This window comes from Ramlibacter aquaticus (genome assembly GCF_015159745.1).
Lineage (GTDB): Bacteria > Pseudomonadota > Gammaproteobacteria > Burkholderiales > Burkholderiaceae_C > Ramlibacter > Ramlibacter aquaticus.
In genome coordinates this window covers 1-21,298 of the sequence record NZ_JADDOJ010000073.1, presented here as the reverse complement: position 1 = coordinate 21,298, position 21,298 = coordinate 1, and the positions used below count along the sequence as shown (strand labels likewise).

Annotated in this window: 20 protein-coding genes; 8 read left to right on the top strand and 12 right to left on the bottom strand. The window is 71.9% G+C overall.

What is annotated here, in order from left to right; translation table 11 throughout:
• Positions 1 to 5 precede the first annotated feature (5 nt).
• Both IM725_RS15595 and IM725_RS15590 read left to right on the top strand, forming a co-directional pair.
• Complete coding sequence (locus IM725_RS15595; protein WP_193781562.1) at positions 6 to 1,526, top strand: UxaA family hydrolase; 1,521 nt, start codon at positions 6 to 8, stop codon at positions 1,524 to 1,526.
• Positions 1,526 to 2,587 carry a malate/lactate/ureidoglycolate dehydrogenase gene (locus tag IM725_RS15590; RefSeq protein ID WP_193781558.1) on the top strand — a complete coding sequence of 354 codons (1,062 nt, stop codon included), beginning with the start codon at positions 1,526 to 1,528 and terminating at the stop codon, positions 2,585 to 2,587. The genes IM725_RS15595 and IM725_RS15590 overlap by 1 nt, the downstream gene beginning before the upstream one ends.
• Positions 2,588 to 2,606: 19 nt before the next feature.
• Here IM725_RS15590 and pdeM read toward each other — a convergent pair whose 3' ends face one another.
• From pdeM to IM725_RS15560, 6 genes are all read right to left on the bottom strand, one after another.
• Positions 2,607 to 3,275 (bottom strand): ligase-associated DNA damage response endonuclease PdeM, encoded by a 669-nt coding sequence (gene pdeM, locus IM725_RS15585; protein WP_193781557.1) that lies wholly within the window; start codon positions 3,273 to 3,275, stop codon positions 2,607 to 2,609.
• 50 nt (positions 3,276 to 3,325) lie between these two features.
• Entirely contained in the window at positions 3,326 to 3,970 is a 645-nt protein-coding gene (gene slmA / locus IM725_RS15580) for a nucleoid occlusion factor SlmA (protein WP_193781556.1), read from the bottom strand.
• A 100-nt stretch (positions 3,971 to 4,070) separates the two neighbouring features.
• Complete coding sequence (locus IM725_RS15575; RefSeq protein ID WP_193781561.1) at positions 4,071 to 5,435, bottom strand: sensor histidine kinase; 1,365 nt, start codon at positions 5,433 to 5,435, stop codon at positions 4,071 to 4,073.
• A gap of 38 nt (positions 5,436 to 5,473) precedes the next feature.
• Complete coding sequence (locus IM725_RS15570) at positions 5,474 to 6,178, bottom strand: response regulator (RefSeq protein ID WP_193781555.1); 705 nt, start codon at positions 6,176 to 6,178, stop codon at positions 5,474 to 5,476.
• 31 nt (positions 6,179 to 6,209) lie between these two features.
• Positions 6,210 to 7,100 (bottom strand): acetylglutamate kinase, encoded by an 891-nt coding sequence (argB, locus tag IM725_RS15565; protein ID WP_193781554.1) that lies wholly within the window; start codon positions 7,098 to 7,100, stop codon positions 6,210 to 6,212.
• A gap of 58 nt (positions 7,101 to 7,158) precedes the next feature.
• Positions 7,159 to 8,265, bottom strand: coding sequence for a glycosyltransferase family 4 protein (locus IM725_RS15560; RefSeq protein WP_193781553.1), 1,107 nt, complete (start codon positions 8,263 to 8,265; stop codon positions 7,159 to 7,161).
• A gap of 358 nt (positions 8,266 to 8,623) precedes the next feature.
• Between IM725_RS15560 and IM725_RS15555 the strand changes: the two genes are divergently transcribed.
• Positions 8,624 to 10,051 (top strand): mannose-1-phosphate guanylyltransferase/mannose-6-phosphate isomerase, encoded by a 1,428-nt coding sequence (locus tag IM725_RS15555; RefSeq protein WP_193781552.1) that lies wholly within the window; start codon positions 8,624 to 8,626, stop codon positions 10,049 to 10,051.
• An 18-nt stretch (positions 10,052 to 10,069) separates the two neighbouring features.
• Here IM725_RS15555 and cysQ read toward each other — a convergent pair whose 3' ends face one another.
• The 5 genes from cysQ to IM725_RS15530 form a co-directional block, all read right to left on the bottom strand.
• Positions 10,070 to 10,858, bottom strand: coding sequence for a 3'(2'),5'-bisphosphate nucleotidase CysQ (cysQ, locus tag IM725_RS15550; RefSeq protein ID WP_193781551.1), 789 nt, complete (start codon positions 10,856 to 10,858; stop codon positions 10,070 to 10,072).
• Positions 10,859 to 10,910: 52 nt separating this feature from the next.
• Positions 10,911 to 11,762, bottom strand: coding sequence for a GDP-mannose 4,6-dehydratase (locus IM725_RS15545; protein WP_265335009.1), 852 nt, complete (start codon positions 11,760 to 11,762; stop codon positions 10,911 to 10,913).
• A complete protein-coding gene (gene gmd / locus IM725_RS15540; protein WP_193781550.1) occupies positions 11,759 to 12,799 on the bottom strand; it encodes a GDP-mannose 4,6-dehydratase in 1,041 nt (346 codons plus the stop codon). The genes IM725_RS15545 and gmd overlap by 4 nt, the downstream gene beginning before the upstream one ends.
• Positions 12,800 to 13,516, bottom strand: a complete 717-nt coding sequence (locus IM725_RS15535) for a Crp/Fnr family transcriptional regulator (RefSeq protein ID WP_193781549.1) — start codon at positions 13,514 to 13,516, stop codon at positions 12,800 to 12,802. It lies immediately after the preceding gene.
• Between the two features lie 327 nt (positions 13,517 to 13,843).
• Entirely contained in the window at positions 13,844 to 15,829 is a 1,986-nt protein-coding gene (locus IM725_RS15530) for an SDR family oxidoreductase (RefSeq protein ID WP_193781548.1), read from the bottom strand.
• Positions 15,830 to 15,988: 159 nt separating this feature from the next.
• Here IM725_RS15530 and IM725_RS15525 point away from each other — a divergent pair, with 159 nt between their 5' ends.
• The 5 genes from IM725_RS15525 (at position 15,989) to IM725_RS15505 (ending at position 19,809) form a co-directional block, all read left to right on the top strand.
• A complete protein-coding gene (locus tag IM725_RS15525) occupies positions 15,989 to 16,504 on the top strand; it encodes a phasin family protein (protein ID WP_193781547.1) in 516 nt (171 codons plus the stop codon).
• Between the two features lie 111 nt (positions 16,505 to 16,615).
• Entirely contained in the window at positions 16,616 to 17,800 is a 1,185-nt protein-coding gene (locus IM725_RS15520; RefSeq protein WP_193781546.1) for a patatin-like phospholipase family protein, read from the top strand.
• Position 17,801: 1 nt separating this feature from the next.
• On the top strand, positions 17,802 to 18,482 hold the full coding sequence (locus tag IM725_RS15515; protein ID WP_193781545.1) for a TetR/AcrR family transcriptional regulator: 681 nt from the start codon (positions 17,802 to 17,804) through the stop codon (positions 18,480 to 18,482).
• An 11-nt stretch (positions 18,483 to 18,493) separates the two neighbouring features.
• Positions 18,494 to 19,291, top strand: coding sequence for a tetratricopeptide repeat protein (locus IM725_RS15510; protein ID WP_227753853.1), 798 nt, complete (start codon positions 18,494 to 18,496; stop codon positions 19,289 to 19,291).
• Between the two features lie 53 nt (positions 19,292 to 19,344).
• The gene (locus IM725_RS15505; protein ID WP_193781544.1) at positions 19,345 to 19,809 is read left to right on the top strand and encodes a hemerythrin domain-containing protein; all 465 of its coding nucleotides are present in this window, start codon (positions 19,345 to 19,347) and stop codon (positions 19,807 to 19,809) included.
• 25 nt (positions 19,810 to 19,834) lie between these two features.
• Here IM725_RS15505 and IM725_RS15500 read toward each other — a convergent pair.
• Positions 19,835 to 21,298 (bottom strand): wax ester/triacylglycerol synthase family O-acyltransferase (locus IM725_RS15500; protein ID WP_407692531.1); only part of this gene is annotated, 1,464 nt, incomplete at its 5' end.

Sequence of the window (21,298 nt, the reverse complement as noted above, 5' to 3'; positions counted from 1 at the left end):
CACCCATGCCCCTCTCCCCCCTCATACGCCTGCACCCCGACGACGACGTGCTGATCGCCCGCGCCCAGCTGGTGGGCGGCAGCAGCGCCGACGGCATTGCTGTGCGCGGCCTGGTGCCCGCCGGCCACAAGGTCGCCGTGCGCGATATCGCCGCCGGCGCGCCGGTGCGCCGCTACAACCAGGTCATCGGCTTCGCCAGCCGGCCGATCGCGGCCGGCGAGCACGTGCACACGCACAACCTCGCCATGGGCGACTTCGAGCGCGACTATGCCTTCGGCAGCGACCTCAAGCCGCCTCCTGCGCCGCGCGAGGCGCACTTCATGGGCCTGCGCCGCGCCGACGGCCGGGTGGCCACGCGCAACTACATCGGCATCCTCTCCAGCGTGAACTGCTCGGCCACGGCCGCGCACGCCATCGCCGACCACTTCTCCCGCCGCAGCAACCCGGACGCGTTGGCCGCCTTCCCGCACGTGGACGGCGTGGTGGCGCTGACGCACGGCACCGGCTGCGGCATGGACACCCAGGGCCTGGGCATGCGCCTGCTGGAGCGCACGCTGGCGGGCTACGCGACCCACGCCAACTTCTGGGGCGTGCTGGTGGTGGGCCTGGGCTGCGAGGCCAACCAGCTCAACGCCTGGCTGGCGCACAGCAGCCTGCGCGAGGGCGAGACGCTGCGCGTGTTCAACATCCAGGACACCGGCGGCACCCGCCGCACGGTGGAGCACGGCATCCGCCTCGTTGAGGGCATGCTGCCGCAGGCCAATGCGGTGCGGCGCGAGCCGGTCCCGGCCGCGCACATCACGGTCGGCCTGCAGTGCGGCGGCTCGGACGGCTACTCCGGCATCAGCGCCAACCCGGCGCTGGGCGCGGCGGTGGACCTGGTGGTCGCGCACGGCGGCACGGCCATCCTGTCCGAGACACCCGAGATCTACGGCGCGGAGCACCTGCTCACGCGCCGCGCCGCCACGCGCGAGGTCGGCGAGAAGCTGGTCGAGCGCGTGCGCTGGTGGGAGCACTACACCCGCATCAACGAGGGCGAGATGAACAACAACCCCTCCCCCGGCAACAAGGCCGGCGGCCTGACCACCATCCTGGAGAAATCGCTGGGCGCGGTGGCCAAGGGCGGCACCACCAACCTGCAGGCGGTGTACGAATACGCCGAGCCGGTGCGCGCGCACGGCTTCGTCTACATGGACACGCCCGGCTACGACCCGGTGAGCGCGACCGGCCAGGTGGCCGGCGGCGCCAACCTGATCTGCTTCACCACCGGGCGCGGCTCGGCCTACGGCTGCGCGCCCTCGCCCTCGCTCAAGCTGGCCACCAACAGCGCGCTGTGGCAGCGGCAGGAGGAGGACATGGACATCAACTGCGGCGAAATCATCGACGGCACCTGCGACGTGGCCGCCATGGGCCAGCGCATCTTCGAACTCATGCTGCGCACGGCCTCGGGCGAGGCCACCAAGAGCGAGCAGCACGGCTACGGGCAGAACGAGTTCGTGCCCTGGCAGATCGGCGCGGTGATGTGATGGCACGCCTTGTTTCCGCGCAGCGCCTGCGCGAATCCGTCACCCGGGTGCTGCAGGGCGCCGGCAGCAGCGAGGCGGAAGCCGCGCAGGTCGCCGCCAACCTGGTGCTGGCCAACCTGAGCGGCCACGATTCGCACGGCGTCGGCATGGTGCCGCGCTATGTGGATGCGGTGCTGGAAGGCGGCCTGTCGCCGAACGCCAGCGCGCGCGTGGTGCTGGACGCCGGCAGCCTGCTCTCGGTCGACGGCCAGCGCGGCTACGGCCAGGTGGTGGGCGAACAGGCCATGCACCTGGCCATGGACCGCGCCCAGGCCAGCGGCAGCTGCATCCTGGCGCTCTCCAACGCGCACCACCTGGGCCGCATCGGCCACTTCGCCGAGCTGGCGGTGGCCCGGGGCCTGGTGTCCCTGCATTTCGTCAACGTGCTCTCGCGCGCCGTGGTGGCGCCCTGGGGCGGCACCGACGGCCGCTTCGGCACCAACCCCTGCTGCATCGGGGTGCCGCTGGCCGGCCAGCCGCCCTTCGTGCTGGACTTCGCCACCAGCCGGGTGGCGCAGGGCAAGATGCGCGTCGCCCACAACGAGGGCCGCGCGGTCGAACCCGGGCTGCTGATCGACGAGCACGGCCGCCCGACCACGGACCCCGGCGTGGTCGTCGTGCCGCAGTCCAACGGCCTGCTGGGCGCGCTGCTGCCCTTCGGCGAGCACAAGGGCTATGGCCTCGCGGTCGCCTGCGAGCTGCTGGGCGGCGCGCTCACCGGCGGCGGCACCTGGCACCGGCCCAACGGCAACCAGCGCGCCGTGGTCAACGGCATGCTGGCGATCCTCATCGATCCGCAGCGGCTGGGCACGGCCACCGCCTTCGAGCAGGAGGCGCTCGCCTTCGTCGACTGGCTGCGCCAGAGCCCGCCCGCCCCCGGCGAGGACGCGGTGCGCATCGCCGGCGAGCCTGAGCGCGAGGCCCGCGCGCAGCGCGAGCGGGACGGCCTGCCGGTGGACGACACCACCTGGTCCGAGATCGTCGCCGCCGGGCGCAAGGTGGGCGTCGGGATCGACGCCTGAGGCCCGCGGCAGAACCCGCTCAGCCGCGCGGCGGCAGCTCGCGCACCTGTTCGCCGGCCACGGGGTAGACCCGGTCGCCCGGCCGCAGCTCGATGCGGTGCATGCCGGTGAAGCTGCCGAAGGCGGGCAGCACGCCCACCGGGTTCGCCGACGCGTCGCCGAACCAGAAGCAGGGTAGGCGCAGGCGGTCGAAGGCACGGCCCTGCACGCTCACGCAGGGGTGCCAGTGCCCGGCCAGCACATAGGCGCCCGGGCGCGGCTGCGGGTGGTGGCACAGCGCGAAGGGACCCAGGGCCTGCGGCTCCGAAACGACCTGGATGCCCAGGCTGGCGGGTGGGTCGCCCGCCCGCGCGTCGTGGTTGCCGCGCACCAGCACCAGGTCCAGCGCCGCGTGGTCGGCGCGCCACTGCGCGATCTCTTGCAGCGTGGTGGGCGCGTGCGAGCGTGCCGAATGCAGGAAGTCGCCCAGGAAGACGATGCGCCGGCAGCCGGTGGCCTGCAGCGCGGCGCTGAGCGCGTCCAGCGTGGCGCGGGTGGTGCCGCGCGGCACCGGCACGCCCAGGCGGCGGAAGCTCACCGCCTTGCCGAAGTGCGCGTCGGCGACCAGCAGCGTGTCGTGCCCGGGCAGGGCCGCGGCGCCGCTGGCATGCAGGAGCAGGTCTTCGCCGGCAAGGCGTATGCGCAACACGCGGAAATCCGGTGACGGTCTTCGCGCGGCCGCCCGGGGCCGCGCGGCGTTCAGAGCATGCGCGCCAGGCTGGCCTCGAGGTGCTCCGACGGCGGGCGGCGGAAGCCCGAACGGGCGAAGCGCTGCAGCCGGCCCACCACGAAGGCGGTGAGCAGCGAGGCCCGCACCTGGGCGTCCACGGTGGGCGTGGCCGAACCCTCGGCGTCGGCGGCCGAGCGCAGGCCCTGGCGCAGCGCCGCCTCGACCTTGTCGAAGAACTGGTTCATGCGCTGCTGCAGGCGCTCGTTCTCGTACACCAGCGCATCGCCCACCATCACCCGCGTCATGCCGGGGTTCTTCTCGGCGAACTGCAGCAGCATGGCCACCGTCTTGGCGGCCTGCGGCGCGCCGGGCGGCTCGCGCTCGGCGATCTGGTTGATCAGGGTGAACACGCTCTGCTCGATGAACTCGATCAGGCCCTCGAACATCTGCGCCTTGCTGGCGAAGTGCCGGTACAGCGCGGCCTCGCTCACCTCCAGCCGCGCGGCGAGCGCGGCGGTGGTGATGCGCTCGGCGCCGGGCTGCTCCAGCATGGTCGCCAGGGCCTCGAGGATCTGCACGCGCCGCTCGCCCGGCTTGGGGCGCTTGCGGGCGGGCGTTGCGGGCTCCTGGAGGGCGGTGGACTCGGGGCTGCTCACGGTGGTGTGCTGCTGCATGGATGGGCTGGTTCGAAATGATTCTCGCACAGCCCAGCCTAGGGTTTCCGCCATGGCGCCGGGAGGGGCCCGGACCCGGCCCGGCGACCTGAGTGCGCGCTCACCCCGCGAAGAGCAGCGTCACGCGCAGGCCGCGGCCGCCCTCGCCCGCCTCGAGTTCCAGCCGCGAGTTGTGCAGGCGGGCGATCTCGTCGGCGATGGACAGGCCCAGGCCGCTGCCCTCCACGCCGGTGCCGTTGCCACGGTGGAAGCGCTCCAGCGCACGGGGCCGCAGCGGCGCCGCGATGCCCGGCCCGTCGTCCTCCACCTCCAGGTAGGGCCGCGCGTGGCGCAGCCCGCAGCGGATGGTGATGGTGCCGCGCGAAGGCGTGTACTTCACGGCGTTGTCGACCAGGTTCACCAGCAGCTCGCGCAGCAGCCAGCCGTGGCCCTGCACGGCGGCCTCGCGCGTGTCCAGGCCAATGTCGATCTGCTTGGCGGCGGCCGCGTCCAGGAAGCGCTCCAGCACGTCCTCGCACACCGCCTTGAGGTCCACCGGCTCCATGGGCTGCGATTCCATGGCCCGCGCGTCGGCGCGCGACAGCGCCAGCAGCTGGTTGGCCAGCTGCGTGGTGCGCCGGGTAGCGCCCTGCAGCTTGGCCAGGTGCTCGGGGTCCACCGCCAGGGGCCGGGCGGAGCTTCCCGCCGCCTGCACCCAGGCCTCGACCTGCGCCTGCAGCGCGGCCAGCGGCGTGCGCAGCTGGTGGGCCGCGTCGGCGATGAAGCGGCGCTGGCCCTCGGCCTGGGCGTTGACCAGGTCGAACAGCCGGTTCAGCGAGGCCACCAGCGGCCGCACCTCCTCGGGCGAGGCGGCCTCGTCGATGGGGCTCAGGTCGCCGGGCGAGCGCCGCTCCACGGCCTCGCGCAGCGCCAGCAGCGGCCCCAGCGCCCGCTCCACCGCCCAGCGCACCGAGATCGCCGCCGCCATCAGCAGCAGCAGGTTGGGCAGCAGCACCCGCAGCAGGATGGAGCGCAGCCACTGCTGGCGCGGGTCGGTGCCGTCGGCCAGCACCACCACCACCTCGCCCAGCACGGTCTGCTGGCGCTGGCGCACGATGCGCCAGGTGATGCCGCGGCTCTGCTCGCTGTGGAACTCGGGCTCGCTGGAGGTCGGCGGGAAGCCGTCCAGCCAGGCTTCGCCGCGCAGAAGCTTGCCGTCGGCATCGAACACGGCGAAAGCCGCGTTCGGGCTGGACAGGAACTGCTGCAATTCGGGCGCGAGCAGCATCACCGGCGGCGCCTCGGGCGTGTTGCCGGGGCCGATGAGCGAGTCGGCCAGCAGGGGCAGCAGGGCCAGCAGGCGCTGGTCCTGCCGGGCCGAGGTGTTGTCGCCGGAGCGGTAGTCCAGCCAGGCGTTGGCCAGCGCCAGCATCAGCAGCGGCGCCATCAGCATCAGCAGCAGGCGGCGGCGCAGCCCGGTGGCCACCGCCAGCGTGCCGGCGGGCCGTCCGGGCAGGGGCAGCATCACGCCGCGGCCGGGCGCGGCTGCATCTCCAGCCGGTAGCCGAAGCCCCGGATCGAGCGCAGCGCCACGCCGTGCGGTTCCAGCTTGCCGCGCAGCCGCGAGATGTAGACCTCCACCGCGTTGGGCGTGATCTCCCGATCCCAGCCGGTGAGCGCCTGCAGCAGCTTCTCCTTGCTGGCCGGCTTGGGGGCGTGGATCAGCAGGTACTCCAGCACCGTCCATTCGCGCGGGCCCAGCTCGATGGGCACCAGCTCGCCCTCGTGCCGGGCGGCGGCGCGCCGGTGCGCGGTGTCCAGCTCCACCGGGCCGAAGCTGAGCACTGCGGACGTGGCCGCCTGCGAGCGCCGCAGCAGCGCACGCAGCCGCGCCAGCAGCTCGGGGAGCTCGTAGGGCTTGACCATGTAGTCGTCGGCGCCCAGGTCCAGGCCCTGAACGCGGTCCGACAGGCCGTCGCGCGCGGTCAGGATCAGCACCGGCATGGCGTGGCTGGGCATCTCCGGGCGGCGCAGCCGGCGCGTGAGCTCCAGGCCGTCCATGCCCGGCAGGCCGATGTCGATGATGGCGGCGTCGAAGAGCTCGGTGCGCAGCACCTCCTCGGCCCGCTCGGCGCTGCCCACCCAGTCCACGGCATAGCCGGCGTCGGTCAGGCCCAGCTTCATGCCGCTGGCCACCATCACGTCGTCTTCCACGAGCAGCAGGCGCATGGGGATGCGTTCCTCGGCGGCGGTGGCGCGCTCAGTGCGAGCGGATCATGGTGCCGTAGGCCTGGTCGCTCAGGATCTCCAGCAGCATGGCGTGCGGCACGCGCCCGTCGATGATGTGCACGGCATTGACGCCGCTCTTGGCGGCGTCCAGGGCGCCGGCGATCTTGGGCAGCATGCCGCCCGAGATCGTGCCGTCCTCGAACAGCGCGTCGATCTCGCGCGCGCTCAGGTTGGTCAGCAGCTTGCCGGACTTGTCCAGCACGCCCGGCGTGTTGGTCAGCAGCATCAGCTTCTCGGCCTTGAGCACCGTGGCCAGCTTGCCGGCGACGACGTCGGCATTGATGTTGTAGCTCTCGTTGTCCTCGCCGAAGCCGATCGGCGAGATGACCGGGATGAACTGGTCGTCCTGCAGGGCCTTCACCACCGAGGGGTCGATGGCGACGATGTCGCCGACCTGGCCCACGTCGTGTTCCACCGCGGGGTCCTTGGTGTCCACCATCTTCAGCTTTCGCGCGCGGATCATGCCGCCGTCGCGCCCGGTCAGGCCCACGGCCTTGCCGCCGGCCTGGTTGATCAGGCCCACGATGTCCTGCTGCACCTCGCCGGCCAGCACCCACTCGACGACCTCCATGGTCTCGGCGTCGGTGACGCGCATGCCCTGGATGAACTGGCCCTTCTTGCCCAGGCGGTTCAGCGCGGTCTCGATCTGCGGGCCGCCGCCGTGCACCACCACCGGGTTCATGCCGACCAGCTTGAGCAGCACCACGTCCTCGGCGAAATCCTGCTGCAGGGCCGGGTCGGTCATGGCGTTGCCGCCGTACTTGATGACGAGCGTCTTGCCGTGGAACTTGCGGATGTAGGGCAGGGCCTGGGCAAGGATCTCGGCCTTGTCGCGCGGCGCGATCTGGAGGGTGTCGGTCATGGCGGGTGGGGGGACTATCCCCAAATTGTGCCGCAAGCCCCGGCAGCCCTGCGGCCGCTCAACCTTGCAGCCAGCGCGGCACCTTGAAGCGCACGATGCTGACGTAGGCCCACACATAGCTGGCGATGAACAGCAGCGTGAAGGCAAGCAGCGCGGGGGTGCGGTTCCAGAACAGCACGGCCGGCAGCACCGTGAGCAGCGCGAAGCCCCACAGGTAGGGCGAGGTGCGGTTGTTGCGCATCAGCATGCGGCGCGCCTCGTCGTCCTCGATCACGCTGCGCACGATGCGGCGGTAGATCAGCTGGTGGAAATGCAGCGCGTCCGCCATGCCCGGCGACTGCCCGCGCGCGAGCTTGCGCCAGATCGAGAACAGCGTCTCCCACACCGGGTAGATCAGCAGCAGCACCGGGAAGAAGGGCGAGACGTCGGGGTGGCGATCCACCAGGGCGATGCAGGCCATGGCGATCACCACGCCCCACAGGTAGGCGCCCCCGTCACCGGCGAAGATCAGGCCGTGCGGGTAGTTCCAGAGCAGGAAGCCGATGGTGGCCCCGGCCGTCACCACCACCAGCGCGGCCAGCTGGCGGTCACCGTGCAGCAGGCTCACGTAGGCGATGGCGGCGCAGCAGATCACCGCCACCGTGCCGGCCAGGCCGTTGTAGCCGTCGATGAGGTTGAAGGCGTGGGGCAGGCCGGCGATGGCAAAGACCGCGAGCAGCAGCCCCGGCCAGGGGGTGGCCGCCCACCAGGCGTCCACCAGGGGGATGCCCAGGCGGGAGATGTTCAGGTCCAGCAGCAGCACGGCCAGGCCGCCGGCCACCACCGTCAGGCCCAGGCGCCACTTGGCGTGCAGGCGGTGCGTCAGGTCCTCGGCCAGCCCGGCCCCCGCCGCCAGCGCACAGGTGAGGAACCAGCCCAGCGCCACGCGCCCGGTGAGCCCCAGCCCGGCGGGGATGGCGAACCAGCGCTCGGCCCAGGTGCCCCAGAGCCAGCCGAAGCTGCAGCCGGCCAGCATGCCCAGGCCGCCCAGTCGCGGCACGTGCCCGGCGTGAAAGCGCTGCGGCATGTTGAGCGCGTAGCGACGCCCGGCGTAGCGGCCGTAGCGCACGATGAACGTGCAGGCGATGGCGGAGACCGCCACGCACAGGACCCACAGAATGAACATCCCTCGCGTTCTCCCGACGCATCCTTGATGCGCTTCATTGTCCCACGAGGCCCGCGGGGCCCTGCACCCGGGCCTGGCGCCCTGCAGGAGCCGGACCACGGCCGCCCCACCCCGGGCCCGGCAGCCCACGCGCGGGCCAGGCCCCGTCCGCGGCCGCGCAGCGCCTGCGCACGCCACCGATGAGTTTACGCAGTGTTACCCGAGTCCCCCGGCGCCTGGACGTGCATGCGCTGCGGCTTGCACGCGTCATCTGCCGCCACCCCAGGGTGCCGACGGACCGCTCCCGTGCCATAGTTGAGGTGCAAGCTTGCGAGGTTCCAGACAGAATGAAAAAGTTCAAGCAACCGGGGCGGCTCCGATGAGCGAGGCGGGCCTGGTGTCCGTCATCCTGTCGGGCGGGGCGGGCACGCGGCTGTGGCCGGCGTCCCGGCTGGCGAGCCCCAAGCCCTTCATGCGCCTGGGCGGCGAGACCCTGCTCGGCCAGGCGATACGCCGCGGCCAGGCCTGCGGCACCGACGAGCTCCTGCTGGTCACCAACCACGAGCACGAGCTGCTCTCGCGGGAGGTGCTGGCCGGCTTCGCCCAGCCGCCCCATTGCCACATGCTGCTGGAGACGCGCGGGCGCAACACCGCACCCGCGCTGGCCCTCGCCGCGCTGCACGTGGCCCAGACGCAGGGCCCCGGCACCTTGATGCTGGTGCTGGCGGCGGACCACCTGGTGCCCGACACGCAGGGCTTCGTCGCCTGCGCGCACGAGGCCATGACGCTGGCCCGCGAGGGCCGGCTGGTGCTCTTCGGCGTGCAGCCCACGCACCCCGACACCGGCTTCGGCTATGTCGAGGTCGCCAGCCTGGGCCTGCACAGCCAGCCGGTGCTGCGCTTCGTCGAGAAGCCGGACCTGGAAACGGCCGCCTCCTACCTGGCGACCGGCCGCTACTACTGGAACAGCGGCATGTTCTGCTTCAGCGCGCAGACGCTGCTGGACGCGCTCGCGGCCCATGCGCCCCTGGTGCTGGCCGCGGCCCGCGACACCATGGCCAGCCGTGCAATGCAGGGCGACCACAGCACCTTCGACGCGGCGCGTTTCGCCCTGCAGCCCGACATCAGCATCGACTACGCCGTGATGGAGCGCGCACCCAACGTGACGGTCATCCCGGCGCGCTTCGCCTGGAGCGACGTGGGCTCCTGGCCGGCGGTGGCCCAGGCCCACACGCCCGACTCCAGCGGCAACACCTTCGAGGCCGACGTGGTCGCGGTGGACACCCACAACACGCACGTGCAGGTCGACAGCCACGCGCCCAAGGTGGTGGCCACCGTGGGCGTGCAGGACCTGGTCGTCGTGGACACGCCCGACGCGCTGCTGGTGGTGCACAAGGACTCGGCCCAGAAGGTGAAGTCTGTGGTGGACGCCCTGCGCGCGCGCGGCCACGAGAGCATCCACCTGCCGCCGCGCGTGCAGCGGCCCTGGGGCAGCTACGCGACCCTGAAGGAAGAGCACGGCTACAAGGTCAAGCGCATCTGGATCAAGCCGGGCGAATCGATCTCGCTGCAGTACCACCAGCACCGCGCGGAGCACTGGATCGTGGTGCAGGGGCTGGCGCAGGTGCGCATCGGCGACCAGGACCTGCGCACCGAGGCCGGCCAGTACCGCCACGTGCCCGCCGGGCAGACGCACCGGCTGAAGAACATAGGCACCGAGGACCTGGTGGTCATCGAGGTGCAATGCGGCGGCTACCTGGGGGAAGACGACATCGTCCGGCTGGCCGACGACTACGGCCGGACCTGATGCCGGCCCGCCCCCGCCTCAGACCGGGGGCAGCACCAGCGAAGGATCGCCCAGCGCCAGGAAGTCGGTGTTCAGGATGGGGCGCGAGAGGCCGTAGCGCAGCGGCTGGCCCGCCGGATCCAGCACGCGGCCGCCGGCGGCCTCGAGCACGGCCTGCCCGGCCGCCGTGTCCCACTGGCAGGTCGGCCCGAAGCGCGGGTAGGCATCGGCCGCACCCTCGGCCAGGCGGCAGAACTTGAGCGAGCTGCCCGCGGCCACGAAGTCGTGCGGCTGCGCCAATGCGTCCAGCCAGCGCCGCAAGGCCTCACCGCCGTGCGAGCGGCTGCCGGTCACGCGCAGCGGACGCTGCGCCGCGGCGGGGCACACCCGGATCGCAGCCCAGCCCGCGCTGTCGTGCCGCCACGCGCCCACCCCCTGCCCGCCCAGGTACAGGGCGTCCGGCACGGGGGCGAGCACCACGCCGGCGACGGCCTCGCCGCCGGCCACCAGGGCGATGTTGACCGTGAACTCGCCGTTGCGCTTGAGGAACTCCCGGGTGCCATCCAGGGGATCGACCAGGAAGAAGCAGTCGGGCGGCGGCTCGGTGGCCGCCGAGACGGACTCTTCCGAGAGGATGAACACGCCGGGGAACTCGCGCTCCAGCCCGCTGCGGATGACGCGGTCGGCGCGCAGGTCGGCCTCGGTCAGGGGCGAATCGTCGGCCTTGCGGGTGGCGCTGAAATCACCGGCGTAGACGGCCATGATCTCGCGCCCCGCGTCGCGCGCGATGGCGCCCACGCGTTCCAGGCCGGCCCGGTCCAGGCGCATCACGCCGCCACCCCGCCGGGCCCGTGGGCCACGCGCCAGGCGCACGCCAGGCTCAGGCGGGCGAAGAAAGCATCCATGCCAAGGTCTCCTCCAGGGTCGGCGCCGGAATGTCGCCGACGGCGGCCCGCAGGCGGGCCGGGTCGCCGCAGAGCCTGTGGACCTCGTGGGCCCGCACCAGCGCCGGGTCCACCTCCACACGCAGCGCATGGCCGCTCTGCGCCTGCAGCTGCGCGATCACGCCGGCCAGATCCCAGGTGCGGCCGGTGCAGATGTTGACGGTGTCCGGCGCCTGGGGCGCCTGCAGCAGGCGCAGGTAGGCCTCGCAGACGAAGCGCACGTCGTTGTACTCGCGGTGCACCTGCAGGTTGCCCAGCCGCACCACCTCGGCGCGCCGCGCGAAGTGATCCACCAGCTTGGGAATCACGAATTGCGGCGACTGCCCGGGCCCCGTGTAGTTGAAGGGCCGCGCGATGGTGATGGGCAGGCGGTCCGCCCAGGTGCGCGCCATGTGCTCCATGGCCAGCTTGCTGCTGGCGTAGTGGTTCACCGGCGCCGGGCAGCGGGTCTCGTCGATCGCCTCCCCGCCACGGTTGCCGTACACGTTCGCGCTGCTGGCCAGCAGCACGCGCCGCAGCGGCCGGCCGGTGGCGGCCAGCGCCTCGAGCAGGTGCAGCGTGCCGAAGAGGTTCACGTCGTAGAAGGCACGCGCGTCGCCATGGCCGACGAAGGCCAGGCCCGCCAGGTGCAGCACCGCATCGGCCTCGCAGGCCTGGACCTGCGCGCGCAGCGCGTGGGCGTCGGTCAGCTCGGCGTCCAGCACCTGCACCGGGTGCCCGGCGGCCTGCGCGCAGCGAATGAAATGGCGGCCGGTGAACCCGTCCGCGCCCGTGACGGCGATCCTCAAAATGACACGCCCCTTTCCACCCGCTCCAGGTCGGCGCGCACCATCATCCCGCACAGCGCCTCGAGGGTGGTGCGCGGCTCCCAGCCCAGCACACGGCGGGCCTTTTCAGGGTTGCCGACCAGCAGCTCCACCTCGGCCGGCCGGAAGAAGCGCGGGTTCACGCGCACCAGCACGCGGCCGCTGGCCACGTCGTGCCCCACCTCCTGCTCGCCCTGGCCGCGGAACTCGAGCTCGAAGCCGGCCGCCGCGAAGGCCATGCGCACGAAGTCGCGCACGGTTTCGCTGCGCTGCGTGGCCAGCACGAAGGTGTCCGGCCGATCCGCCTGCAGCATGCGCCACATGCCCTCCACGTACTCCTGGGCGAAGCCCCAGTCGCGCCGGGCGTCCAGGTTGCCCAGCTCCAGCACGGACTGGCGGCCCAGGCGGATGCGCGCGGCCGCGTCGGTGATCTTGCGCGTGACGAATTCCAGCCCGCGCAGGGGCGACTCGTGGTTGAACAGGATGCCGCTGGCGCCGAAGATGCCGTAGCTCTCGCGGTAGTTCACCGTCATCCAGTGCGCGTAGAGCTTGGCCACGCCGTAGGGGCTGCGCGGGTAGAAGGGCGTCTCCTCCACCTGCGGCACCGCCTGCACCTTGCCGAACATCTCCGAGGTCGAGGCCTGGTAGAAGCGGATGCCCGGGTCGACCAGCCGGATTGCCTCCAGCAGGTTGAGCGCACCCAGGCCGGTGATCTGCGCGGTGGCGGTGGGCTGCTCGAAGCTCACGCCCACGAAACTCTGCGCCGCGAGGTTATAGATCTCCTGCGGCCGCGCCCGCTGCACCAGCTGCAGGCTGGCGCCCAGGTCCGTGAGGTCGTACTCCACCAGCGTCAGGTTCTCATGGCCGGTGACGCCCAAGGCCTCCAGGCGCCAGAAGTTGACGGAGCTGGTGCGGCGGTAGGTGCCATGCACCTTGTAGCCCTTGTCCAGGAGCAGGGCGGTGAGGTAGGCCCCGTCCTGGCCAGTGACGCCTGTCACGACAGCTGTTTTGGTCGTCATTCAATCCTCGCGAAACCCCGGTCCCCGGGACGCACGCTCCGATTCTGCACGAAGGGGCTGCGTCGCCAGGCTGCGCAGGCGCTGCGGGTCGCGCACGATCAGCCGGTGGAGGTCGCGCTGCAGGACCCCGCTGGCGCACAGCCGCGCCACCGCGCGGGACACGGTCTCGCGGCTGGTGTTGATCATGATCGCCACCTCGTACTGCCGCGGCAGGTCGGGGATCACCACCAGGCCGCCCGGCAGGGTGCGCGCGAGGTGCAGCAGCAAGGCGTGGACGCGCTGCTGTGCGCTGGGAATCGCCAGCAGCGCACGGAAGCTGGAGAGATGGCGCACCTGCATGGTCAGGTGCTGCAACATGGCTTGCGCAAAGCCCGGCACCTCGGAGAAGGCCTCGCGCGCCGCCTCTTGCGGGACGATGCCCAGCTCGCTGGGCTGCAGTGCGACGACCTGGGTCGAACGCGGCTGCCCGTCGATGACCGACAGCTCACCGAAGAAGCCGCCGGGGTGGATCAGGCCGAGACCGGTCTCGCGCCCGTCCTCGGCGATATCGACCATCTGCAGCGAGCCCGAGAAGACAAGGTACAGGCCATCCGGCGGGCTGCCCTTGCGGCAGACGACCTCGCGACGCGCGCAGGCCCGGGTGCGGATGAGCGGCGCGAACCGGGCCAGTTGGTGCTCGGGCAGGCCGGAGAACAGCGAGAACTGTCGCAGGTCCATGGATCGTGGCAGGTCAGTTGCGCAGCCGGCGCTGGGACGCGGGCCGGACGGGCAGGCGCGCGTGCTGGCGCGCCGCCTGTCCGGGCGCAGCAGCGGCCTGGGTCAGGCCGCCGCGCCATGGCGGACGGGTGCGTGTTGGACTTCGGGAAGACCTGTACGACGCACCCGGGGCATCCGGGGTGACAGGCGCTGTGGGCGTGCGATGAGGGCATGGGGGCAGTTCGTTCTCACAAACGCCCGCCTCGGGCAAAAACCCACCGCGTTCAGGCAATTCCATTGTAGAGCTGAACGCCGGCCCTGCGCCACGGGGACGCCCCCCGCCGGGCTTCAGAAGTGGATGCCGCGCATCATCTGCTGCAGCGCTGCCGCCTCGGGCGAGAGCCCGGGCTTGCCGCCCTTGTCACCGCGCGCGGCGGACGAATCCGGGAACAGCCGGAAGCTGGTGTTCATCACGATCTGCGCCACCCGCGGCAACAGCGCATGCAGCACCTCGCCGGCTATGCCCAGGCGCGTCGCGATGCGCACCGGCCTGGCGATGCAGGCCTGCACCACCATCTCGGCCGCGTCCTCGGGCGAGAGCGTGGGCACGTTGTTGTAGATGCCGGTGGGCGCGATCATGGGCGTGCGCACCAGCGGCATGTTGATGGTGGTGAAGGTGATGCCGCGGTCGGCGAATTCGCTCGCCGCGCAGCGCGTCCATGCGTCCAGCGCCGCCTTGGAGGCCACGTAGGCCGAGAAGCGCGGCGCGTTCGTGAGCACGCCGATGGAACTGATGTTCACCACGTGGCCGCGCCGCCGCGCCACCATCGCCGGCAGCAGGCCCAGGGTGAGGCGCAGGCTGCCGAAGTAGTTCAGCTGCATGGTCCGCTCCAGGTCGTGGAAGCGGTCGAAGCTGGCCTCGATGGCACGGCGTATGGAGCGCCCGGCGTTGTTCACCAGGAAGTCCACACCACCGTGCGTGTCCAGCAGCAGCTGCACGAAGCGGTCGCAGTCGGCCATGTCGGACAGGTCCACCGGGTAGGTGATGAAGTCGTGCCCTTTCGCCTGCGCCGCCTGCCGGGCCTCCGCCAGCTTGGCCTCGTCGCGGCCGCAGATCACCGTCGTGGCCCCGGCCTCGGCGAAGCGGTGCGCGGCGGCCAGGCCGATGCCCGAGGAGCCCCCCGTCACCAGCACCACCTTGCCCGCGACCGTGCCGCGCAGGCTGCGGTCGATGTGCAGGTCCGGGTCCAGGTGGCGCTCCCAGTAGTCCCACAGCCGCCAGGCGTAGTCGCGCAGGTTGGGACAGGCGATGCCGGTACCCTTCAGGGCCGCCAGGGTCTCGCGGCAGTCGAAGCGCGTCGGGTAGTTGACGAATTCGAGGATGTCGTCCGGCAGCCCCAGGTCCTTCATGACGGCGGCGCGGATGCGGCGCACTGGCGCCACGGCCATCAGGCCCTTGCGCACGCTCTTGGGAATGAACCCCAGCAGCGCGGCGTTGACGAAGAGGTTCATGCGCGGCGCATGGGCCGCGCGGCTGAAGATGTCCAGCACGTCACCCACGCGGTAGCCCACCGGGTCCACCAGGTGGAAGCACCGGCCCGCGATGTCCGGGCGCTGGCTGATGGCGGCCAGCGCGTCCACCACGAAGTCCACCGGCACGATGTTGATGCGCCCGCCCTCCAGCCCGACGGAAGGCATCCAGGGCGGCAGGATCCGGCGCAGGCGCTGGATCAGCTTGAAGAAGTAGTAGGGCCCGTCGATCTTGTCCATCTCGCCGGTCCGGCTGTCGCCGACCACCATCGCCGGGCGGTACACCGTCCAGGGCAGCCTGCAGGCGGTGCGCACGATCTTCTCGCTCTCGTGCTTGGTCATGAAGTAGGGGTGGTCGGTGTTCTCCGCCTCCTCGAACATGTCCTCGCGGAACACGCCTTCGTACAGTCCCGCGGCCGCGATGGAGGACACGTGGTGGAAGTGCCCGGCGGCGATCGCCTGCGCGAAGTCCACGGTGTTGCGCGTGCCCTCGATGTTCACCTCGACCTGCTGCTGCGCATCGGCACCCAGGTCGTACACCGCCGCCAGGTGGAAGACATGGTCGACCTGGCCCTTGAGGGCCTTCAGGTCGGCGGCGGACACCCCCAGCCGCTTCTGCCGGAGGTCGCCCACCACGGGCACCGCGCGCGCGGGCCCCACGCCCCAGAACTCGCGCAGCGCCGCGACCTTGGCCAGGCTGTCCTCGCGGACCAGGAAGTGGACGACGCTGCCCTTGCGCGCCAGCAGCTTGCGCACGAGCCGCTTGCCGATGAAACCGGTGGCACCGGTGACGAAGTAGTGCATGGAAGCCTCCCCGATGGCGTGGTGCGGCCCATTCTGCCCAAAGCCACCGGCCTGCCCATCCGGTATGACCCGCCGCCTTTCTAGGAGGCCGCGCCTAAAACCGGGCCGGATGAAGGCGTAGAGTCAAGGCATTCATTCATTCGCTATGGGAGTCTGGCCATGGTCACCAAGATCAGGAAGGGCGCGAAGACCAGCGCGCAGGCGGCGGACGCCAGTTCGGGCAGCAGCCCCCTGCAGGGGCTCGTCAAGGAATCGGCGCAGCAGATCTGGCTCGCCGGCCTGGGCGCCTTCTCCAAGGCCCAGGACCAGGGTGGCAAGGTCTTCGAGGCCCTGGTGCGCGAGGGCGTGGCCCTGCAGAAGAAGACGCAGAGCGTGGCCGAGGACAAGCTGCAGGAGGCGACCAGCCGCATGGCCAGCATGGCCACGGACATCTCCTCCAAGGCCTCGGGGCAGTGGGACAAGCTCGAAGGCATCTTCGAGGAACGAGTGAACCGCGCGCTCAAGAAGCTGGGCGTGCCCGCGGCGGCCGACGTGGGCCGCCTGGTCGAGCGCATCGACGCGCTGCAACGCAGCGTGGACCGGCTGGGCGGCAAGGCCGCACCGGCACGCAAGGCGGCCGCCCGCGCCCCGGCGAAGAAGGCCGCGCCCCGCCGCGCCGCCGCCAAGAAGGCCTGAACGGATTTGACTGGCAGTTCTTGCACGGGCGCCCTGCGGGGCGCCCTTTTTTCTGTTGCTTGCTGCAACGCAAAAGAACAAGCCCCCGGGGCGTCCTAAACTGGACCGCGCATGACGACCACGCCGCCCGCCACCCGCATCGCCCTGGCCCTGGCCGGCGGCGGGCCGCTGGGCGCCATCTACGAGATCGGCGCGCTGTGCGCCCTGCAGGAGGCCCTGGACGGGCTGGCCCTGGAACGCCTGGACCATTACGTGGGCGTGTCGGCGGGCGGCTTCCTGGCCGCCGCGCTGGCCAACGGCCTCACGCCGCGCGCGCTGTGCGCCTCCTTCATCGAGAACCGGCCCGAGCCCGGCGATGAATTCGACCCGGCTTGGCTGCTGGTGCCGGCCTGGGGCGAGTTCGGCCGCCGCGCGCTGCGCCTGCCGGCCGCGCTGGCGGACGCAGCCTGGCAGGGCGCGGTGCGCCGCCGGCCGGTGGCCCAGGCGCTGCAGGCGCTGGGGCCGGCCCTGCCGGTGGGCCTGTTCTCCAACGAGGCGGTCGAGAAGCGCCTGGCGACGCTGTTCTCGCGCCACGGCCGCAGCAACGACTTCCGCCGACTGCGCACCCGCCTCACCCTGGTGGCCACCGACCTGGACACGGGCGAGGCGGCGCCTTTCGGTGCCCCGGGCTGGGACACGGTGCCGATCTCCCGCGCGGTGCAGGCCACGTCCGCCCTGCCCGGCCTGTTCCCGCCGGTGGCCATCGGCGGCCGGCACTACGTGGACGGCGCGCTGAAGAAGACCATGCACGCCTCGGTGGCGCTGGAGGACGGCGCGCGCCTGCTGATCTGCCTGAACCCGCTGGTGCCCTTTGACGCCCGGGCCATGGCCGGCGGCCGGCCGGTCGCCGAGGGCGGGCTGCCGGCGGTGCTGAACCAGACCTTCCGCACGCTCATCCACTCGCGCATGGAACTGGGCATGAAGCAGTACGAGCGGCTCTATCCCGGCGCCGACATCCTGCTGGTGGAGCCGCACCGCGCCGACCCCGAGATGTACAGCGCCAACCCGCTGGGCTACGGCCAGCGCCGCCACCTCGCGGAACACGCCTACCAGCAGACGCGCCACCTGCTCTACGCGCGCCGCGCGGAACTCGGGCCCCTGCTCGCGCGCCACGGCATCGTGCTGCGCGAGGACGTGCTGGCACGGCCGCGGCGCCTGATGGCCGCCAGCCGCCCGCGCCAGCTCGCCGGCGCCCTGGAGCGACTGTCGGACACCCTGGACGACCTGGACGCCCTGGTCGCGGCGAAGGCGGGCTGAGGTGGCGCGCAAGGCACCGCGCCGCACGGCCGAGCGCATCCTGGAGACCAGCCTCGCGCTGTTCAACCGCTTCGGCGAACCGAATGTCTCGACGACGCTCATCTCGGCCGAGATGGGCATCAGCCCGGGCAACCTCTACTACCACTACCCGGCCAAGGAAGAACTGGTCAACGGCCTGTTCGAGCGCTACGACAGCGCCCTGGACGACCTGCTGGGCGCCAGCGGCGGCGTGCGCGACGTGGAGGACGCCTGGTTCTTCCTGCACACCCTGTTCGAACTGATCCGCGACTACCGCTTCCTCTACCGCGACCTGAACGACCTGCTCTCGCGCAACCGCCGCCTGGAGACCCGCTTCCAAGCCGTGCTGCAGCGCAAGACCCGCGCGGTGCAGGCCATGCTGGAGTCCATGGGCCGCTCGGGCGCGCTGCACATGGACGCGCGCGAAGCGCAGCCCACCGCCACCAGCATGGTGGTGGTGCTGACCTACTGGCTGAGCTTCGAGTACGTGCGCGACCCGCGCCATGCGCTCGAGCCCGAGCCGGCGCAGGCCGCGCTGCTGCGCGGGGCCCACCACGTGCTGCATCTGCTGGTACCCTATCTGGAACCCGGGCAGCGCGCCCACCTGCTGGGCCTGGCCGCTGCCTACGGCCAGCCCGCGGCGGGCGCTTCGACGGGTCGCTAAGGGAGACAACGATGGGCGCATGGACCGCCTTCGCGGAAAGGGGGCGCTTCCCCTTCGACCCGTTACGCACCGCCACGCTCTGGCCGCGGCTGCATGCGGGCGACGCCGAGCCGATGCCGCAGGACCCCGCGGTGCTGCAGGCCTGGGCGCTGTTCCATGCCGGCGAGTTCGAGGCCGCCGCCCGTGCAGGCCTGGCGGCGGGCAGCGCCGGCATCACGGCCGCCAACAAGGCCACCGCCATCTACGCGAACTACCTGGAGCCGCACGAGCCGCAGCGGCTCGCGCTGTTCATGGAGGTCGCGGCCCGGTCGCGCCAGTTGGCCCAGCTGGAGCCGCGCAACGCGAACGCGTGGTACTGGCAGGCCTACGCGCTGGGCCGCTACAGCCAGGGCATCAGCGTGGCCAAGGCGCTGGCCCAGGGCCTGGGCACGCGGGTGAAGGAATCCCTGGAGCGGGCGATCGCGCTGCAACCCCTGCACGCCGACGCCCAGGTCGCGCTGGGCGCCTTCCACGCGGAAGTGATCGACAAGGTGGGCGCCCTCATCGGCGGCATGACCCACGGTGCCAAGAAGGAGACCGGCCTGCGCCTGTTCCAGGAGGCGCTGCGCATCCACCCGGCCTCCATCATCGGCCGCATCGAATACGCCAACGGCCTGCTGATGCTGGAAGGCGACGCCTGCCTGGCGCAGGCGACCCGGCTCTACCAGGAGGCGGCGCTGGCGCAGCCGCTGGACGCCATGGAGCAGCTCAACGTGGACCTCGCGCTCTCGGAACTCGAGGACGTGCCGGACGTCGCCGGCGACAGCTGAAGCGCGGCGCGCGCCTACAGCCGGGCGCCGCCCGGCCCCCCAGACTGCGCGGCATGGACATCTTTCAAGCCCTTGTCGACAGCCACGAAAGCCAGCGCCGCCTGGTGCGTGAACTGCCCTCCGCGTCCGCCGCGACGCTGCACGAGCTGTTCCACGAGCTCAAGCTCGAGATGGCGGCGCACGAGACCGCGGAGGAACGCGCCTTCTACGTGCCCCTGATCGAGCACGACGACACCGTGGACCCGGCCCGCCACGGCATCTCCGAACACCACCAGATGGACGAGATGGTCGAATGCCTGGACAAGCTGCAGGAAGGCTCGCCCGAGTGGCAGGCCGAGCTGGGCAAGCTGCTGCACAAGCTGGAGCATCACCTGCGCGAGGAGGAAGAGAAGTTCTTCCCCGAGGCGCGCCGCGTGCTCGACGACGCGCAGGCACAGGCGCTGGGCGGTCTCTACCGCGAGGAGTACGTGCGCCTCCTGGACAAGGAAGTGCACGAGGAAGCGACCCGGGCCGCCTGACGCGGCAGGCCCGGCGGCCGGGGACTCAGTCCACCTCGCCCCAGGGCAGCATCAGCGCCAGCATCGCGAGCTTGGCGAATTCCGGCTCGAAGCGGTCGATGATCTGCTGCGGCTGCGGGCACAGGGCGGTGTCGCTGATGACGCCGAACTGCACGCCGCCGCCGTAGCTGAGGATCGACACGCCCAAGCCGATGTTGCCGGACTGGGGCACCCAGAACATGATCTGTTCCAGCGAGGCGCCCAGGAACTTCAGCTTCTCGCGCGGGCCCGGCACGTTGGTCATCACGGCCGTGGTCTTGCGGCCGAACAGGTCCAGGATGGCGTCCTGCGCCGGCTTGACCAGCAGCCCGGCCACCGCCAGCACCAGGAAGGCCAGCAGCGGCTGCGTGCTGCCCTTGAGCGCGTTCATGCGCTTGCGCACCTCGTACACGCGCTCCACCGGGTTGGCCATGCCCACCGGCAGCACCAGCGGCACCAGGCCGAAGCGGTTGCCCAGCTGGTGCGCCTCGTCCAGCGGGCGCAGGTTGACCGGCACCATGGCGCGGATCTCTGCCCCGTCGACCGCATCGCCCTGCGCGCGAAGGTACTCGCCGATCGCGCCCGCCACGCAGGAGAGCAGCACGTCGTTCACCGAGCAGTTCAGGGCCCGGCCCACGGCCTTCACCTCGTCCAGCGGCAGCGGCGGGCACCAGGCCACGCGCTTGCTGGCCGCGGGCCGGCCCTTCAGCCGGGTGGGCGTGTCGTCGGGCATCAGCAGCAGGGCCAGCGCGTCCTGCACCACCTGCACCCCCAGCCGGGCGATCTCGCCCGAGGCCTCCAGGCCGTGCTTCGGCTCGCGCAGCAGGGCGATGGCGCTGGCCGCGCGCTGGCCGGCCGCGCCCAGCGCCCGCAGCGTGAGGTCGGTGGCCGGTCGCAGCAGCGATTGCAGCACCCAGTCCTCGGCCGCCTCGGCGGGCGGCCGGCGCGGCCTGGGCGGCGGCGCGTCGCCGCCATCGACCAGCGAGAGGATCACGTGAATGAGCGCGATGCCGTCGCCGATGCAGTGGTGCACGCGGATGATGAGCGCGCTGCCGCCCTCGTAGTCTTCCACCAGGTGCATCTGCCAGAGCGGGTGGGCGGCGTCCAGCGGCTGCATCGCGAGCTCGCCCACGCGCGCCTGCAGCGCCTCCTGGGCCGGCCGGCGGCCGTGCCGCGGCAGGTGCTCGCGCAGCACGTGGCGGGCGATGTCGAAGTCGCTGTCGTCCACCCAGCGCGCACCGGTCGCGTCGTGCTGCACGCGCTGGCGGAACCGGTCGTAGCGCAGCAGCCGCTCCTGCACGCGCAGGCACAGGTCCTGCCAGCGGATGCGCGGGCGCAGCGTCCACACGCCGGTGATGAGCATCAGGTTGGCCTCGCCATCCATGCGCAGCCAGGCGGTGTCCACCTTGCTCATGCGCTCGGCGGCGGGGGCCGGCCCCGGCGTGGCCGGTCGCGGCCGGCGCGCCCGGGC

Bases quoted from the DNA above. Each gene is read 5' to 3' on its own strand.
- IM725_RS15570 (WP_193781555.1), bottom strand. From the start codon at position 6,178: ATGCGCCTGCTGCTCGTGGAAGACGACGTGATGGTGGCCAGCGGCATG.
- argB (WP_193781554.1), bottom strand. From the start codon at position 7,100: ATGACCGACACCCTCCAGATCGCGCCGCGCGACAAGGCCGAGATCCTT.
- IM725_RS15530 (WP_193781548.1), bottom strand. From the start codon at position 15,829: ATGCACTACTTCGTCACCGGTGCCACCGGTTTCATCGGCAAGCGGCTC.
- IM725_RS15595 (WP_193781562.1), top strand. From the start codon at position 6: ATGCCCCTCTCCCCCCTCATACGCCTGCACCCCGACGACGACGTGCTG.
- cysQ (WP_193781551.1), bottom strand. From the start codon at position 10,858: ATGCGCCTGGACCGGGCCGGCCTGGAACGCGTGGGCGCCATCGCGCGC.
- IM725_RS15535 (WP_193781549.1), bottom strand. From the start codon at position 13,516: ATGGACCTGCGACAGTTCTCGCTGTTCTCCGGCCTGCCCGAGCACCAA.
- IM725_RS15520 (WP_193781546.1), top strand. From the start codon at position 16,616: ATGACGACCACGCCGCCCGCCACCCGCATCGCCCTGGCCCTGGCCGGC.
- IM725_RS15525 (WP_193781547.1), top strand. From the start codon at position 15,989: ATGGTCACCAAGATCAGGAAGGGCGCGAAGACCAGCGCGCAGGCGGCG.
- IM725_RS15555 (WP_193781552.1), top strand. From the start codon at position 8,624: ATGAGCGAGGCGGGCCTGGTGTCCGTCATCCTGTCGGGCGGGGCGGGC.
- slmA (WP_193781556.1), bottom strand. From the start codon at position 3,970: ATGCAGCAGCACACCACCGTGAGCAGCCCCGAGTCCACCGCCCTCCAG.
- IM725_RS15505 (WP_193781544.1), top strand. From the start codon at position 19,345: ATGGACATCTTTCAAGCCCTTGTCGACAGCCACGAAAGCCAGCGCCGC.
- IM725_RS15560 (WP_193781553.1), bottom strand. From the start codon at position 8,265: ATGTTCATTCTGTGGGTCCTGTGCGTGGCGGTCTCCGCCATCGCCTGC.
- IM725_RS15510 (WP_227753853.1), top strand. From the start codon at position 18,494: ATGGGCGCATGGACCGCCTTCGCGGAAAGGGGGCGCTTCCCCTTCGAC.
- IM725_RS15590 (WP_193781558.1), top strand. From the start codon at position 1,526: ATGGCACGCCTTGTTTCCGCGCAGCGCCTGCGCGAATCCGTCACCCGG.
- gmd (WP_193781550.1), bottom strand. From the start codon at position 12,799: ATGACGACCAAAACAGCTGTCGTGACAGGCGTCACTGGCCAGGACGGG.